This is a genomic window from Streptomyces aculeolatus (assembly GCF_020400605.1).
GTDB classification, from domain to species: Bacteria; Actinomycetota; Actinomycetes; order Streptomycetales; family Streptomycetaceae; genus Streptomyces; species Streptomyces aculeolatus.
In genome coordinates this window covers 32,651-47,683 of record NZ_JAINRD010000038.1, presented here as the reverse complement: position 1 = coordinate 47,683, position 15,033 = coordinate 32,651, and the positions used below count along the sequence as shown (strand labels likewise).

At 76.8% G+C, this 15,033-nt stretch carries 14 protein-coding genes; 2 read left to right on the top strand and 12 right to left on the bottom strand.

All coding sequences use genetic code 11. From position 1 onward, the window contains the following. The 8 genes from LG396_RS37105 to LG396_RS37070 form a co-directional block, all read right to left on the bottom strand. A partial coding sequence (locus tag LG396_RS37105) for a hypothetical protein (protein WP_308190158.1) occupies nucleotides 1-87 on the bottom strand: 87 nt, incomplete at its 3' end. Between the two features lie 282 nt (nucleotides 88-369). Beyond that, the gene (locus tag LG396_RS37100) at nucleotides 370-1,134 is read right to left on the bottom strand and encodes an ABC transporter ATP-binding protein (protein ID WP_100300990.1); all 765 of its coding nucleotides are present in this window, start codon (nucleotides 1,132-1,134) and stop codon (nucleotides 370-372) included. Beyond that, nucleotides 1,131-2,138: an ABC transporter ATP-binding protein gene (locus LG396_RS37095; RefSeq protein WP_225798064.1), complete on the bottom strand. Its 1,008-nt coding sequence runs from the start codon at nucleotides 2,136-2,138 to the stop codon at nucleotides 1,131-1,133. The genes LG396_RS37100 and LG396_RS37095 overlap by 4 nt, the downstream gene beginning before the upstream one ends. Nucleotides 2,139-2,199: 61 nt before the next feature. Then, complete coding sequence (locus LG396_RS37090) at nucleotides 2,200-5,010, bottom strand: hypothetical protein (RefSeq protein ID WP_225798063.1); 2,811 nt, start codon at nucleotides 5,008-5,010, stop codon at nucleotides 2,200-2,202. Next, nucleotides 5,007-8,486 (bottom strand): FtsX-like permease family protein, encoded by a 3,480-nt coding sequence (locus LG396_RS37085; RefSeq protein WP_225798062.1) that lies wholly within the window; start codon nucleotides 8,484-8,486, stop codon nucleotides 5,007-5,009. Before LG396_RS37085 ends, LG396_RS37090 begins: the two co-directional genes overlap by 4 nt. A gap of 207 nt (nucleotides 8,487-8,693) precedes the next feature. Beyond that, the gene (locus tag LG396_RS37080; protein ID WP_018838176.1) at nucleotides 8,694-9,467 is read right to left on the bottom strand and encodes a DUF3710 domain-containing protein; all 774 of its coding nucleotides are present in this window, start codon (nucleotides 9,465-9,467) and stop codon (nucleotides 8,694-8,696) included. 1 nt (nucleotide 9,468) lies between these two features. Next, nucleotides 9,469-9,990 carry a dUTP diphosphatase gene (dut, locus tag LG396_RS37075; RefSeq protein ID WP_018838175.1) on the bottom strand — a complete coding sequence of 174 codons (522 nt, stop codon included), beginning with the start codon at nucleotides 9,988-9,990 and terminating at the stop codon, nucleotides 9,469-9,471. Then, nucleotides 9,987-10,565 (bottom strand): PaaI family thioesterase, encoded by a 579-nt coding sequence (locus LG396_RS37070; protein ID WP_020679053.1) that lies wholly within the window; start codon nucleotides 10,563-10,565, stop codon nucleotides 9,987-9,989. Before LG396_RS37070 ends, dut begins: the two co-directional genes overlap by 4 nt. 71 nt (nucleotides 10,566-10,636) lie before the next feature. Here LG396_RS37070 and LG396_RS37065 point away from each other — a divergent pair, with 71 nt between their 5' ends. Then, the gene (locus LG396_RS37065) at nucleotides 10,637-11,089 is read left to right on the top strand and encodes a DUF3093 domain-containing protein (RefSeq protein ID WP_225798061.1); all 453 of its coding nucleotides are present in this window, start codon (nucleotides 10,637-10,639) and stop codon (nucleotides 11,087-11,089) included. A gap of 25 nt (nucleotides 11,090-11,114) precedes the next feature. On the opposite strand, the gene LG396_RS37060 is transcribed toward LG396_RS37065, so the two are convergent. The 4 genes from LG396_RS37060 to LG396_RS37045 form a co-directional block, all read right to left on the bottom strand. Continuing rightward, nucleotides 11,115-11,957 carry a hypothetical protein gene (locus tag LG396_RS37060; RefSeq protein WP_225798060.1) on the bottom strand — a complete coding sequence of 281 codons (843 nt, stop codon included), beginning with the start codon at nucleotides 11,955-11,957 and terminating at the stop codon, nucleotides 11,115-11,117. Between the two features lie 8 nt (nucleotides 11,958-11,965). Beyond that, nucleotides 11,966-12,265 carry a DUF4193 domain-containing protein gene (locus tag LG396_RS37055; protein ID WP_018838171.1) on the bottom strand — a complete coding sequence of 100 codons (300 nt, stop codon included), beginning with the start codon at nucleotides 12,263-12,265 and terminating at the stop codon, nucleotides 11,966-11,968. A gap of 316 nt (nucleotides 12,266-12,581) precedes the next feature. Next, nucleotides 12,582-13,850, bottom strand: a complete 1,269-nt coding sequence (locus tag LG396_RS37050) for a sensor histidine kinase (protein WP_018838170.1) — start codon at nucleotides 13,848-13,850, stop codon at nucleotides 12,582-12,584. A gap of 28 nt (nucleotides 13,851-13,878) precedes the next feature. Then, nucleotides 13,879-14,532: a response regulator transcription factor gene (locus tag LG396_RS37045; protein WP_018838169.1), complete on the bottom strand. Its 654-nt coding sequence runs from the start codon at nucleotides 14,530-14,532 to the stop codon at nucleotides 13,879-13,881. Nucleotides 14,533-14,826: 294 nt separating this feature from the next. Between LG396_RS37045 and LG396_RS37040 the strand changes: the two genes are divergently transcribed. Beyond that, nucleotides 14,827-15,003, top strand: coding sequence for a hypothetical protein (locus LG396_RS37040; protein ID WP_164492590.1), 177 nt, complete (start codon nucleotides 14,827-14,829; stop codon nucleotides 15,001-15,003). The last annotated feature ends 30 nt before the right edge of the window (nucleotides 15,004-15,033 follow it).

The following is a 15,033-nucleotide window of genomic DNA, read 5'->3' as shown; positions in this document are numbered from 1 at the left end:
CCGGCGGTGCGCCTCGGAGAGCATCGCGTAGGTCTTGCCGACGCCCGGCGCCGCGCCCAGGTAGATCCGCAGCTTGCCCCGTGTCATGAGTCGATCGTCCGTCCGCCTTCGTGCGTGTCGCACCGTCGAGCGTACGACCGCGGGAGCGGTCCGGCGCGCCGGGCGAGTGCCGGGGACCGGACCTTGACGTATCCCTGACGGGGACGGGGGGCGTGCCGGGAGCGGGCGGGCGGGGGGGCGGCGCGGGTACGGGCACGTGGCCGTACGGGGGCGGGTGTACGGGCCGCGGCCCGGGCCGGGCCGGGCCTGAGCCGGGGCCGACGCCCGGCGCCCGGGCACAGGCCCCGCGGCCGGCGCGGGCGTCGCCCGTCAGGGCGCGGCCGGCTCCGGGGCCGGGTCCGTGTGGTCCGTGATCGTGCCGTCGCGCAGCTCCAGCACCCGGTCCGCCAGGTCCAGCAGCGCCGCGTCGTGCGTGGCCACCAGCGCCGTGACGCCCTCGCTGCGCACCACCGCCCGCAGCAGCTCCATCACCGCGTGGCCCGTCTCCGCGTCCAGCTGCCCCGTCGGCTCGTCCGCGATGATCAGCGCCGGCCGGTTCGCCAGCGCCCGGGCGATCGCCACGCGCTGCTGCTGCCCGCCGGACAGCTCCCCGGGCCGCTGCGCGGCGTGGTCCGCGAGGCCGACGAGCGCGAGCAGCAGCTCCACCCGCTCCTCGCGCTCCCGCGGCGGCACCTTGCGCAGCCGCATCGGCACCCCGACGTTCTCCGCCGCGGACAGGATCGGGATCAGCCCGAACGACTGGAAGACCAGCCCGATCCGGTCCCTGCGCAGCTCCAGCAGCTCCGCCTCGCCGAGCCCGGACAGCGCGACGCCGTCCAGCTCGATGCGGCCGCCGTCGGCGACGTCGAGGCCCGCGACGAGGTTGAGCAGCGTCGTCTTGCCGGAGCCGGAGCGGCCCTTCAGCGCGACCAGCTCGCCGCGCGGCACCCGCAGCGACACCCCGCGCAGGGCGTGTACGGCGGTGGCGCCGCTGCCGTACGTGCGGTGCAGGTCCTCGACGACGACCATGGCGTCGGCGGTGTCCGCCGCCCGCTCCCGTACCGCCGTGGCGTCTCTGCCGGTGTCCTCGCTCATGCGTCCTCCCCCTCGTGGTGCTCTTCGCCGTGCTCGCGGCCGTCTTCGCCGTCTTCTCCGCCGTGCCGGTCCGGTTCCCCGCCGGCCCGCCACACCCCGACGTGGTCCCGCTCCGCGGTCAGCCGGACCCGTCGTCGCAGACCGTACCGCTCGACGTACTCGCGCGGGAGCTGCAGTCTGCCGACGCGGTCGAGCACGGCGTACTCCGCGGCCGTCAGCTCCTCGTCCCGCAGGGTCTCGGCGGCGGTGCGGCCGTCGCGGATCTGCACCGTGCGGCGGACCTGGCGGGAGACCAGCGGGTCGTGGGTGACGACGAGGACGGTGGTGGCCAGCTCCTCGTTGGCGCGGCGCAGCGCGGCGAAGACCTGCTCGCCGCTCGCGGTGTCCAGCTCGCCGGTCGGCTCGTCGGCCAGCAGCACCCGCGGCCGGTTGGCGGCGGCGACCGCCACGGCGACGCGCTGCTGCTCTCCGCCGGACAGCTCCGCGGGGCGGCGGTGGGCGCAGTCCCCGACGCCGAGGGCGTCGAGGAGTCCGGCGGCCCGGGCGGGGCGCTCGCGGCGGGGGACGCGGGCGTACGCCATGGGCAGCGCGACGTTCTCCTGGGCGGTCAGGTACGGCAGCAGGTTGCGGGCGGTCTGCTGCCAGACGAAGCCGACGGTGCGGCGCCGGTACGCCAGCCGCTCGCGGCGGCCCATGGCGAGCAGGTCGTGCCCGGCGACGCGGGCGCGCCCCGCGGTGGGCACGTCGAGGCCGGAGAGGATGCCGAGGAGGGTGGACTTGCCGGAGCCGGAGGCGCCGACGAGCGCGGTCATCTCGCCGTCGGCGACGGCGAGGTCGAGGCCCTGGAGTGCCTGCACCTCGACGCCCTCGGTGTGGAAGATGCGGACGAGGTTGTCGCAGTCGACGACGGGGCCGGCGGCCTCGCCGGCCCCGTCGTCCGGCGCGGCCCGGGCGGCACGCTCCAGCTCGGCGAGGTCGGGGGGCGGTGTGCGGGGTTCGGTCACGCGGACCTCCTGGGACGGGTCCTGGGCGGTCGGGGATGTGCGGCGGGCGGGCGCGGTGCGGTCACCGGTCCTCCCCCACGCGCAGGGCCGTCAGGCGGCGGGTGCGGCGGGTGGTCACCCCGTCGGCCGCCACCGCCGCCGCGACGAGGGCCGGCAAGGCGAGGGTGAGGGCGGCGGTGAGGAGGCGGTCGGGGGAGAGCGGCGGAGCGGCCGGGCCGCCGGTGAGGGCCCGGAGGTCCAGCGCCGGGCCCAGCGCCGCGGGCAGCGCGAGGCCCAGGGCCAGGCCGCCGGCCGCGGCGGCGAGGGCGAGCGGGGCGAGCTGCAGTGCGCCGAGGGCGAGGGCGCCGCGGCGGTCGAGGCCGAGGAGCCGCAGGTACGCGGTGGTGCGGGCGCGCTCGGGCGCGGAGAGCAGCAGCTCCACGAGCAGCGTCAGCAGCGCCAGGGCGGCGGCCAGCGCCGCGCACAGGGCGTGCGCGCCCCGGATCGCGCCGAGCACGCCGTCGTCGCCGTCCGCGGCCCGCTCCTCCGCGGCGATCAGCAGCTGCCCGTACGGGCTGTCGTAGCCGGTGCCCGGCGCGGCGGCGTGCAGGGCGGCGGGGGCGGCATCGCCGTAGTACAGGACCGCGGCCGTGCCGCGCGGGGTGTCCGCGGCGCGCTCCCGGTCCGCGGCGGCCAGCGCGGCGGCGTCGGCCAGAAGCAGCGGCCGGTCCTCGCCCGGCGCCGCGCCACCGGCCCCGTACAGCGGGCCGAAGGCCTCGTCCCGGGCCGCTTCGCCGGCAAGCCGCCCCGCGACGCGCACCCGCACCCCGGACCACTCCGTCTCGTACGTCCCGCCGGTACGGACCTCCCCGCGTTCGCCCCCGGCCAGCACCGGCAGCACCAGCCGCCCGGCGCTGTCCCGCGTCGGCTCCCCCAGCCCCGCCAGGGCCGCCGCCGCGGCCGAGCCGGGGTCGGCCCGGCGCAGCGCGGCGGCGTCGACGGCGAGCACGTCGGCGCCGCGCTCCCCGAGGCCGGTCGCGGTGCTCGTCAGGTCGGTGCGTACGAGCCGGACCCGCACCGCGTCCGCCACCCCGGGCGCCCCGCGCAGCGCCTCCTCGGCACCGGGGGTGCGGGCGTCGGTGAGCACCGCGGCGGCGCCGCCGGTCCGCCAGCCGAGCGCGTCGCGGCGGCCCTCCTCGACGGTGCCGGTGACGAGGCCGCCGAAGACCGCGGCGCCCAGTGTGGCGACGAGCACGAGCAGCGCGAGCACGGCGGCGGGCGCGTCGCGGGCGGCGCGGGAGAGGGCCAGCAGGCCGAGCGGGCCGCGGCGGCGGGCCGCGAGCCGGGCCAGCAGGCGCAGCGGCGGCGGGTAGGCCCGTATCAGCAGCACCACGACCGCCAGGCCGCACAGCACCGGCACCGCCGCGACCAGCGGGTCCGACGCGCTGCCGCCGGACGTGCCGCGCACCCGCAGCGCCACCACTCCGGCGGCGGCGAGCAGCAGCACCGCGGCCTCCGCGGTCAGCCGCCGGCCGGCGCGCGCACGGCGGGCCCGGCCCGTCCCCCGGTCCTGGCCCGGCCCGCTGTCGCGGACGGCCGCCCAGGTCAGCACCGGCAGCACCAGCCACGCCGCCGCGGCGACCGCGGCCGCCGGCCACGGCGACAGGGACGTACCGGAGGGCAGCAGCAGCCGCGCCCCGAGGTATCCCGCCGCCAGCCCGGCGCCCGCCACGGGCGCGTACCGCGCGGCGCGGGAGAGCGCGAGGCCCGCCGCGGAGGCGCCGCGGGCGCGCCGCAGCCGGTGCTCGCCGAGCCGCCGCCGCACCGCGAGCCGGGCGGTGACGAGGGCGGCGGCGAGGCCGACGCCCACGACGGAGGCGACGGCGAAGGAGATGACGGTGGCTGCCTGGTCCCACTCGGCGGCGAAGTCGCGGACGAGCGGCTGGACCTCATCGGTGCGGGCCGGGTTCTGGGCGGGGTGGGAGCCGTAGAGGCACGGGGGGCCGCTGGAGGCGGCGCAGAAGTTGTCGGCCGAGGCCCTGTCGTACGCGGCGAGGGCGCGGATCAGCTTGTCGCGGCCGTCGTCCCCGGCGAAGCGGGCGGCGGCCTCCTCGCGCTCCTCGTCGGCCTCGCCCACCTCCAGCCGGAGCCGCCATTCCGCGGTGAGCTGCGGCAGCCCGCGGTCGAGGAGGGCGTCGAGCGCGCCGGGCGCGATGAGCGCCCGGGCCTCGGCCGGTCCGCGGCCGGCGGGGAGCGGGACGGCGAGGAGCGGGTTGCCGCGCCAGAAGCGGGCGGCGGGGTCGGGGCGGAGGAAGCCGGTGACGACGACGGAGGTGTCGAGCTGGGCGACGTGCGGGGTCAGGGCCAGCCGCTGGCCCAGGCGCAGGCCGAGCGCGTCGCGGGTGCGGGTGGAGACGGCGATCTCGACGGGCCCCCCGGCGCCGGTTTCGCGGGGCGGACGGCCGGCGGCGTAGCCGGCGCGGCCGGGGGCGTCCCCGGTGTGGAGCAGGGACAGGGCGGCGGGGCCGCGGGGTCCTTCGAGGGTGGCGGCGGGGACGAGGACCTGGAGCCGGGGCTCGTCGAGGAGGCCGTCGAGGGCGTCGGGGACACCGTTGGTCACGTCCAGTTCGGCCGATCCCAGGTCGTCGGCGACGCGGGTCCCGCCCTCCCCCGACGGCCCGGTGACGGGCTGGCCGAACGTCACGGTGCGGGTGAGCAGCGGGCGTTCGGCCTGCGCCGCGTCGATCCGGTCGACGAGCGCGCGGCCGGCGGCCCGGTCGAGCAGCGGGGGCGCGGCGGCGGCGACGGCGGCGAGGAGCGCGACGAGGACGCCGAGGCAGACGAGGGCGGGCAGGTCGGCGCGGGCCTGGCGCCAGGCGCGGGGCCGGCTCATTCGTCCCCCGCCCTCAGCACCCGTGCCAGGTCCGTGCGCGCCAGCGCCCGCGCCGTGGCCGTGACCGCCAGGCAGATCAGCGCCGTCACCGCCGCCGCCACCACGGCGACCCGCAGCCACGGCACCGCCACCGCCAGCTCCGGGTGCACGGCCGCCCCCGTCTCGGTGACCGTCACCGCCGGCACCACGGCCGCGGCGAGTGCCACCCCCGTCGCCGTGCCCACCGCGGCGGCGAAGGCCGCGACGCACAGCTGCTCCGTCCACAGCAGCGCCGTCAGCTGCCGGGTCCGTACGCCCAGCGCCCGCAGCAGCGCGAACTCCCGCGCCCGCGCCCGTACCGCCAGCACGCTGTGCAGCGCGAAGCCGACGACGGCGAACGCCGGCGCCAGTACCAGGCACAGCCGCAGCGCGCCGTCCGTGCCCTCGCGCAGCGGCGACCGCGCCAGCTCCGCCCGCTCCCCCGGTACGTCGCGCGCCGTGCCCAGCTCCGGCCGCCGCTCGACGGCCGCGCGTGCGGCGCCGGCGTCGCCGCCGCGGGCGGCCAGCCACCAGTGCGACTCCACCGGCGGGTCGAGCCCGGCCCGTACGAGGTACGCCGCCAGCACCCGGGTGTCCACCAGCAGCCGCGCCCGCCGCGGGTCGGTGCCGGGGACGGCGTCGACGCTGCCGACGACCTCCGCGCGCAGCTCCGTCCCGCCGGGCAGCCCGGCCCGCAGCGTCCCGCCCACCTCCGCCTGGCCCGCGGCGAGCAGCGCGTCGGTGACCAGCACGGGGACGGGCCGCGGCTTGCCCTGCCCGGTGAGGCCGAGTTGGAGCTGCCAGCTGAGCAACTCGTCGGGCAGCGAGGTGTCCGGGCCGCGCAGCAGGCCGTCGAAGAGCGTGCCGGGGGCGGTGCGTATCTCGCAGAGGACGTAGCCGGTGGCGCGGCGCGGCGGCATGCCGCGCGGCGGGGCCGGCTTGCGGCCGGGGCAGCCGGCGAGGCCGGGGTCGGGCGGCTCGCCGCCGGTGAGGTCCTGCCAGCGGGCGCCGCGCGGGGCGCCCGCGAAGTCGTCGATCCGCAGCCGGTAGGTACGCTGCCCGCTCTCCTCCTCCGTGTTGAGCCGGAGTCCGGTCAGCCGCAGCGGGTATTGGTGCGCGGCCCCGAGCGGGATGCGCAGTCTGTGCGCCCGGCCGTCGGCGGGCGGCAGGGTGCCGGAGACGGTGTGCGCGAGGCCGTCGGCGTCCTCCAGGGTGGCGGTGAGCGTGAACGGCTCGGCGGTGCCGGGGCCGTCCGCGTCCAGCCGTACGCGCATGGCCAGGGCGTCGGGGCGGCCGGGCAGCGGCAGCCCGTGGGCCGGCGCCGCCTCGGTGCCGCCGAGCGCGGCGAGCGCGGTGTACGGCAGGCCGACCCCGTCCCGTACGGCGGGCACCGGGCCCGCGGCGGCGCCGGCGCCGTCCCTGCGCAGCGTCGGCAGCACCTCCGCGGTGTCCAGCGCCGTCATCCCCGCGAACGAGGTGCCGACGGTGACGTCCCAGTCCACCACCGGCGTGGCCGCGGTGACGCCGGGCAGCCGGCCGTAGCTCGCGTGGCGCTCCGTGCGCGGCACGAATCCCGCGCCCTCCTGCCCGGCCTCGACGCTCAGGTCGGCGCCGACCGCGAACGCGGCCTGGTCGCGGTCGCCGCGCTCCAGCACCGCGAGGGCGGTGGCGCCGAGGGCGGCGATGGCCAGCGCGAGGGCCACGAGCAGCGCGGGACCGGCGTGCCCGGCCGCCCGGCGGCCCAGATGCCAGCCGCCCAGCGGTAGGACGAGCCCGGCGGAGCGGCGCGCGAGCCGGTCGGCGGCGCGGGCGGCGAGGGGCAGCAGGCGCAGCGCCAGCAGCACGGTCGCGGCGGTGAGGGCGACGGGCGCGAGCACGACGACGGGGTCGACGGTGCCGGAGTCGGCGACCGGCGTGCGGTACGTGACCAGTTGGAGCCAGCCGACCGCGGCAACGCCGGCCAGCGCCAGGTCCGTACCCGCCCGCTGGTACGCCGCCAGCCGCGGCACCCGCCGCCGCAGCCGGGCCACCGCGCGCCGGTCCCGGGCGGCGCGGGCGACGGGCGTCAGCGCGGCGGCGGCGTGCACGGCCAGCGCCAGCGCGGCGACCGTCCACCCCGCGCCGGTCGCGGCACCGGCCGGCACCGGCCCGTCGAGGAGCCCGGCGTCGGCCAGCGCCCGCAGCAGCGGGCCGGCCAGGTACGGCCCGGCCAGCGCGGCGGGCAGCGCCACCGCCGCCCACTGCGCCGCGGCCCCGCCGACGAGCCGCAGCGGCCCGGCGCCGCGGCTGCCGAGCAGCACCTGCTCGGCGGCGCGGTGGCGGGCGAGTTGGCGGGCGGTCAGCACCAGCGCGGCGAGCGCCAGCGAGGCGAGCAGGGCCACCGGCAGGTACGCACCGGCCCGCGCCACGGCGACAGGTACCTCCAACTGCCGCAGCGCGTACGGCAGGTCGGCGTCGGCCCGCACACCGGCGAGCCCCTCGGCGCGGCCGAAGACGACCTGCCCGACGTCGCCGGCGGCCAGCGCGGCGACGCGCTCGCGCAGCGGCTCGACCTGCCCGAGTCGCAGCCGCCGCGCGTCGGGCACGGCGAGCCATGCGGCGGTGGCGTCGCCGCGCAGGGCGGGCTGCGCGGCGAAGGCGCCCCGGTCGACGAGCCCGACGCTGTCGGGGGTGCCGAAGGTGCCGGTGAGGTCCTGCCAGAGGGGCGCGGCGGGCTCCCGCGGGACGTAGAGCCCGGAGACCCGCATGCGCACCGGCCGCGCCGCGGCGTCGCCGCCCGCACCGGTCTCGGCGTCCGCCCCGCCGGACCCACCGCGTTCACCGGCGGCGCCCTCGGCTCCCGGGTCCGCGCCCGAGCCGTAGCCGTCCGGGCCCGCCTCGGAGCCCTCCTCGGCGTCCTCGTCGCCGCCCAGGGTGAAGTCGTCGCCCCGCGCCAGCCCCAGCCGCGCCGCGTACCCCTCGTCGAGGACGACCTGCACGGCCTCTCCGGCCGCCGCCCGGTCCCCGCCCGCCGCCCGCGGCCACTCCCCCTCCGTCAGCCGCGCCTGCCGCCGGGCGTCCTCCGCCCACAGCAGCGAAAGGCCCACCGCGCCCCGCCCGCCGACACCGCTCCCGGCCACCGGCAACTGCTGCTCCCGCGCGGCCGGCGCCCGCACCAGCCGCGTCGTACGGTGTGCCACCTCGCCGTACGCGCGCGCCAGCGCACCCCGCACCGGCGCGTCCGCGCGCGCCACGGCCTCCGGGTCGTACTCCCCGCTGATCCGCACCGCCGCGTCCGGATCCGCCGCGAGCCGCTCCCGCGCCCCGGTCTCGGCGGCCTGCTCGGCGACGGCGACGAGGGCGGCGAGGACGGTGACGGCGAGTAAGAGTGCGAGCGCGGCGGCGGCCAGCACGAGGCCGTGCTGCGCGCTCTGCCGCAGCACAGGCGGAAGCCGGCGCCGCACGACGTTCCCGGTCAACGGTCCCCCCTGTCCGGATGCCGGGAGAATAAGCGAGCCGCACCGCCCCGGGCAGCCCCGGAACCCGCCTTGACCGCTTCGTTACGCGCCCGCCGGGTCGCCCGGGCCCGCGTGCGCCGGGACCGCCGCCCGCGCACGGCAACGGCGGCGGGCCGGGTCGTCGTGACCCGGCCCGCCGCCGTGGGAACCCCATCCGCGCGGGAGCGCTCAGCGCACCTCGGTGATCTCCGGGCCGCGCGCCAGCGAGTCGATGCCGCCCGCGAACCGCGAGCCCTCGCTCGCCTCGTCCTGCTGCACCCCGTCCGGCACCATCTGCGCGTCCGTCGGCAGCTGCAGCACGATCGGGTCGCGCGGCGCCATCGGGCCGTCGCCGCGTACGACGACGGTCTCGCGGAAGATCTTCTCCAGCACGCCCGCCGCCTGCGGCTGCACCGCGGCGTGGCCGGAGATCACCCCGCGCAGGAACCACCGCGGGCCGTCGCAGCCGACGAACCGCACGACCTGCATGCCGCTCTTGCCGTCGGGCAGCTTGACGGGCACCTGCGCGCGCAGCTCCCAGCCGAGGGTGTCCTTGCGCTCGTCGATGATGCCGCCCTGCTTGGTGATGCCGTTGGCGATCTCGGTGCGGACCTCGCCCCAGATGCCCTCGTTCTTCGGGGCGGCGAAGCCCTGCAGCTGGATCGCGCTGTCCCGCAGCACCACGGTCGCGGCGACGATCGACTCGCCCGCCACCTCGACGCGCAGCTCCATGCCCTCGACCCCGGGGACGAGCAGCCCGCCGAGGTCCACCCGGCCGCGGGTGGCGTCCTCGACCTCGCCGATGTCCCACGGCCCGTCGGGCCGCTCCTCGGGAGGCAGGGCGTACCTGCGCTCCTCCCCGTCCTCCGGCTCGTCCGCCGACTCCTCGGCGTCCTCGGCGGCCACGCCGTCGGCGAGCTTGTCGGCGGGCTCCTCCTGCCCCTTGCGACGACGTCCGAACACGTCACTGTCCTTCCCGGTCGGCAATGACCGAAGCGTATCCATGAACGGTCTTCCGGTCCCCGAGGGAAGCGTGCCCTCCGGTCGACCCGTGCCCGCCCTCGCCCCTGGCGGAGCCGGGGAGTTCGGCCACTTCGTGGAAGCGGGCCCTCTCCACCTGCTGGATCACCAGCTGGGCGATCCGGTCGAAACGCTCGAACCGCACCGGCCGGCGCGGGTCGAGGTTGACCACGTTCACCTTGATCTCCCCACGGTACCCGGCATCCACCGTCCCCGGGGCGTTCACGAGCGTCACGCCGCAACGGGCCGCGAGACCGGAGCGCGGGTGGACGAACGCGGCGTAGCCGTCGGGCAGCGCGAGGGCGATCCCGGTGGGCAGGACGACGCGCTCGCCGGGGGGCAGCTCCGCGGGCCGGGTGGTGACGAGGTCGACACCCGCGTCACCCGGGTGCGCGTACGCCGGGATCGGCACCTCGGGGTCGACGCGGCGGATCAGCACGTCCACCGGCTCCCGCCCCGCGCTCACGGGTTCACCTCGAAGGCCCGGGCCCGCCTGACCTGGTCGGGGTCGGCCATCGCGGCCTTGATCTCCTGCTCCCGGCCGTTCGCGACGAAGTGGTCGACCTTGACCTCCACGAACAGGGCGTCGGCGCGGACGGCCACCGGGCCCTCCGGGCCGTCCAGGCGGCCCGTGGCGGTGGAGTAGATCTTGCGGCCGGAGACGGCGCGGACGTGGGCCGCCAGGTGCAGCGTGGTGCCCACGGGCACCGGGCGCAGGAAGTCGGTCTCCAGCCGGCCGGTCACCGTGATCGAACGCAGCAGCCAGCTCAGCGCGCCCAGCGTCTCGTCGAGCGCGGAGGTGAGCACCCCGCCGTGGGCCAGGCCCGGGGCGCCCTGGTGGGCGGCCTTGACGGTGAACTCGGCGGTCACGCTCACGCCCTCGCCCGCGCGCGCGGCCAGGTGCAGGCCGTGCTCCTGGTCACCGCAGCCGAAGCACTGGTCGTAGTGGGTGCCGAGGAGCTCACCGGGCGCCGGGGCGTCCGGGTGCCGCACGGGTTGCGCGGCGCCGGGCGGCGGGGTCAGCTTGTCACTTGCAGTCACGCGGCCAGAGCCTACCTGCGCACCCGACCCGCGGCCGAAGCGCGGGCGGCGGCCGTGGGAGGCTGGTGGCCATGGAGACGACGCAGAGCTACGACGAGCGGCTGAGCGCACCGCGGTCCTGGTGGGGCCTGGCGCTGGGCACGGGGGTGTGCCTGGCGCTGGTGCTGACGCCGTTCGGGACGCTGCCGCTGCTCGCCGGGCTCGCCGGCGGCACGGCGCTGGCGGCGGTGGGGGTCAGCTCGTACGGCTCGGCGCGGATCCGCGTCGTCGCCGGGAAGCTCGTCACCGACGACGCCCGGATCCCGCTCACGGCGCTGGGCGAGGCGCACGCGCTGGACGCGGAGGAGGCGCGGGCCTGGCGTACGCACAAGGCGGACACGCGCGCCTACATGCTGCTGCGGGGGTACATCCCGACGGCGGTGCGGGTGGAGGTCACGGATCCGGAGGATCCGACGCCGTATCTCTATCTGTCCACCCGGGAGCCGGAGCGCCTGGTGGCGGTGCTGCGGTCGGCCGCGGGCTGACTCCCCGGAGCGACCGCGGGGCTCCTCAGCGCTCGGTACGCGGCTGCCCCGCCGGCGGAAGTCCGGCCGGGGGTACATCGCCCGGGGGGAGATCGCCCGGGGGCAGTGCGGCCGGGCCGCCCTTGCCCGGTCCGGCGTCCACGGCCCTCTCCGCGCCTGTGCGGCCCTCCGAGCCCCCCGGTGCCGCCGACCCTTCACCCGCGGGCGGGAGCGCGTCCCACGGCACCTGACGGGCGCGCAGGTCGTCGCGGATGCGCTCGGCGAGCTTGCGGGTGTCCCTGTGGTTCATCAGCGCACCGGCGGCCGCGCCCATGAGGAACGGGGCGAGGGTCGGCAGGTTCCGCACGGTGCGCCTGAGTACCTGCTGCCGCAGCCGGCGGCGCATGGGGCCGCCGAGTACGGCGTCGAAGCTGACGAGCTTGGCGGTGTCGATGCCGCGCTCGTCGGTCCAGGCGCCGAGGTACGCCATGGCCCGCTGCCGCGCCGGGCCTGCCGCCCGTACCCCGTACACCTCGTGCAGCTCGGCGATCAGCTTCAGCTCTATCGAGGCCACCCCGACGATCTCGGCGGCCAGTTCCGCGGGCATCGCAGGCGGCGCGGGCATCATCGCCGCCGCTCCGATGCCCGCGCCGACCGTGGCGCTCCCCTTCACCGCTCCGGCGATCAGCCGGTCGGCGATCTCCTCCGGGCCGAGCCCGGGGAACTGCCGGCGCAGGGTCGCCAGGTCGCGGACCGGGACGCGCGGCGCCGTGTGCACGATGGCGTCTGCCACGCGCTCCAGCGCCGCCCGGACGCGCCGGTCGGGGCGCGTCCGCTGCAGGATCCCGGTCTTCGGCCCGGCGGGACCGGAGCCGGCCGTGGGGGCCACGGCCGGCCTCAGGCCGCGCAGTCGCGGCAGATCGGCTGGCCGTTCTTCTCTGCGGCCAACTGGCTGCGGTGGTGCACCAGGAAGCAGCTCATGCAGGTGAACTCGTCCTCCTGGCGGGGCAGGACCCGCACGGACAGCTCCTCGTTCGAGAGGTCCGCACCGGGCAGCTCCAGCCCTTCGTTCTGCTCGAACTCGTCGACGTCGACGGCGGCGGCCGACTTGTCGCTGCGCCGCGCCTTCAGCTCCTCGATACTGTCTTCGTTGACGTCGTCGTCTGTCTTGCGTGGGGTGTCGTAGTCCGTTGCCATTCTCGCTCTCCCCCTCCGGGTGGTCAGTGAGTCTCCAGCGCACGTAACGCATGAGAGGCCGGTCTTGTGCCCGACCCGAAGCGGAGATTTTGCCTCACATCAAGGTCTGTTACTCAATCGACACCCAGCCGCCCCCCGCAGGGGTGATCGCGGCCGGATGGCGAAAGGGACCATACGCGGTCCCGCGCCCTTCTCGTGCACGCCACCCCGTGTACTTCCCGTGACCGCATCCTGCGGAAACGCGGATCTTACGGGCTTTTCCCGGAATACGGCGATGACGCAGCGCACACGGGCGGGATGGGCAGAATGTGACGTATCACACAGTCTGCATGGGCAGGGCGACGTGAATCACCAGGCCCCCGCCTTCGCGCGGCTGTGCGGTCACCGTCCCGCCGTGCGCGCGAATGACGGATCTCACAATGGACAGCCCCAGTCCTACCCCCTTGTCACTGCCGGTACGCTCCGTCCGCAGCCGCCGGAACGGCTCGAAAAGGTTGTCCACCTCGTACGCGGGAACGACCGGTCCGGTGTTGGAGACCGTCAGCACCGCGACGCCGGGCTGCGCCTCCGTCGCCACCTCGACCCAGCCGCCCTCGGGGACGTTGTACCGCACGGCGTTCTGCACCAGGTTCAGCCCCACCCGCTCCAGCAGCACCCCGTTCCCCTGCACGTACGCGGGCTTGCGCACCCCGCGCAGCTCGACGCCCCTGGTCTGCGCCTCGCCGCGGACCTGGTCCATGGCCTGGGAGGCCACCTCGGCGAGGTCGACGGGCTTCCTGTCGACGATCTCGTTCTCGCTGCGGGCGAGCAGCAGCAGGCCCTCCACCAGCAGCTCGCTGCGCTCGTTGGTGGCGAGCAGGGTCTTGCCGAGCTGCTGCAGCTCCGGGGACGCCTCCGGGTCGGAGAGCTGCACCTCCAGCAGGGTGCGGTTGATCGCCAGCGGGGTGCGCAGCTCGTGGGAGGCGTTGGCGACGAAGCGCTGCTGTGAGTTGAACGCCCGGTCGAGGCGGTCGAGCATGTCGTCGAAGGTGTCGGCCAGCTCCTTCAGCTCGTCGTCGGGCCCGTCCAGCTCGATGCGCTTGTGCAGGTCGGAGCCGGCCACGCTGCGGGCGGTGCGGGTGATGCGGCCGAGCGGCGAGAGCACGCGGCCGGCGACGACGTAGCCGAAGGCGAAGGCCAGGACGGTCATCCCGAGCAGCGCGAGGAGCGACTTGCGCAGCAGGGATTCCAGGGCGAGCTGGCGCCGCCGCTCGATGCAGGCTTCGAGGATGCCGTTGAACTGGTCGTACGTCTTCGCGTCCGAGACCTCGGGGCACGGGCCGCTGGCCACCTGCACCGTGCCGCTGCTCTCCAGCAGCTTGAAGGGGGTCGCGAAGCTGTCCAGGGCGGCGGCGGCCAGGAGATAGATGATGGCCAGCAGCACCATGCCGGCCATCAGGAACATGCCGCCGTAGATCAGGGTGAGGCGTATCCGGATGGTCGGGCGCAGCCAGTACGGCGCCGCGGCCTCCCGGGGGTCCCAGGTGGGCTTGGGCGGGGTGCCGGCGGGCAGCGCGTCGGACGCGGAGCGTCTGTTGTCGTCCATGGGGCCATCCGTCGGGTGCGTGGGGGCGTCAGATGCGGTAACCCGAGCCGGGCACCGTGATGATCACGGGGGGCTCGCCGAGCTTGCGGCGCAGCGTCATGACCGTGACGCGTACGACGTTGGTGAACGGGTCGGTGTTCTCGTCCCACGCCTTCTCCAGCAGCTGCTCCGCGGAGACGACGCCGCCCTCGGCGCGCATCAGCACCTCCAGCACGGCGAACTCCTTCGGCGCGAGCTGCACCAGCCGGTCGTCCCGGTAGACCTCCCGGCGGCCCGGGTCGAGCCGGATCCCGGACCGCTCCAGCACCGGGGGCAGCGCCTGGGTGCTGCGCCGGCCGAGGGCGCGCACCCGCGCGGTCAGTTCGCTGAAGGCGAACGGCTTGGGCAGGTAGTCGTCGGCCCCCAGCTCCAGCCCCTCGACGCGGTCGCGGACGTCGCCCGCCGCGGTCAGCATCAGCACACGGGTGGGCAGGCCCAGCTCGACGACCTTGCTGCACACGTCGTCGCCGTGGACCAGCGGCAGGTCGCGGTCGAGCACCACGACGTCGTAGTCGTTCAGCTCGATGCGGTCGATGGCCGCCGCGCCGTCGTAGACGACGTCCACCGCCATCGCCTCCCGGCGCAGCCCGGTGGCCACGGCGTCGGCGAGCAGCTGCTCGTCCTCGACGACGAGTACGCGCACGGCGGGGTCCTCTCTCGTAGTGCGTAGGGGGCACGGATCGGTGCCGCGGAACAGCTCCATCCTGCCTGCAATGTGCGTAAACCGGTGGTAAGCAGCCGGGCACCCAAAGATTCTGCGGATCCGATGTTTCCACCCGGGGTACGGCGGGGAGGACGATTCCACACCCGCCGATCACGTTTCCCAGCCTCCATTCCCGGCATGGCACACAGGCTGTAGCCGGAGGGACGGTCTCCGTGATCTGAACCGTCGGCACACCCCCAAGTGCCTCGACCCGACGACGAGGGGGCGCACACAATGGACGCTTTCACCGCTGGCATTCTGCAGCGCATCAAGAAGGCCGAGAACGAGCTGGACCGCGCCCGCGAGGAAGGCGACGAGTTCGGTGTCGAGGTCGAGCAGGAGGAGCTGGACGATCTGCGCCGGCTCGCCGCGGACCACGGCGTCGAGGTCGGCGCCGGCTCCGGAGTCTGACCGCCCGGCGACCACGACCACACCGCCCCG

Excerpts from the sequence above, each read along its gene's own strand:
- LG396_RS37100 (WP_100300990.1), bottom strand. The coding sequence starts at position 1,134 with ATGAGCGAGGACACCGGCAGAGACGCCACGGCGGTACGGGAGCGGGCG.
- LG396_RS37090 (WP_225798063.1), bottom strand. The coding sequence starts at position 5,010 with ATGAGCCGGCCCCGCGCCTGGCGCCAGGCCCGCGCCGACCTGCCCGCC.
- LG396_RS37065 (WP_225798061.1), top strand. The coding sequence starts at position 10,637 with ATGGAGACGACGCAGAGCTACGACGAGCGGCTGAGCGCACCGCGGTCC.
- LG396_RS37055 (WP_018838171.1), bottom strand. The coding sequence starts at position 12,265 with ATGGCAACGGACTACGACACCCCACGCAAGACAGACGACGACGTCAAC.
- LG396_RS37050 (WP_018838170.1), bottom strand. The coding sequence starts at position 13,850 with ATGGACGACAACAGACGCTCCGCGTCCGACGCGCTGCCCGCCGGCACC.
- LG396_RS37040 (WP_164492590.1), top strand. The coding sequence starts at position 14,827 with ATGGACGCTTTCACCGCTGGCATTCTGCAGCGCATCAAGAAGGCCGAG.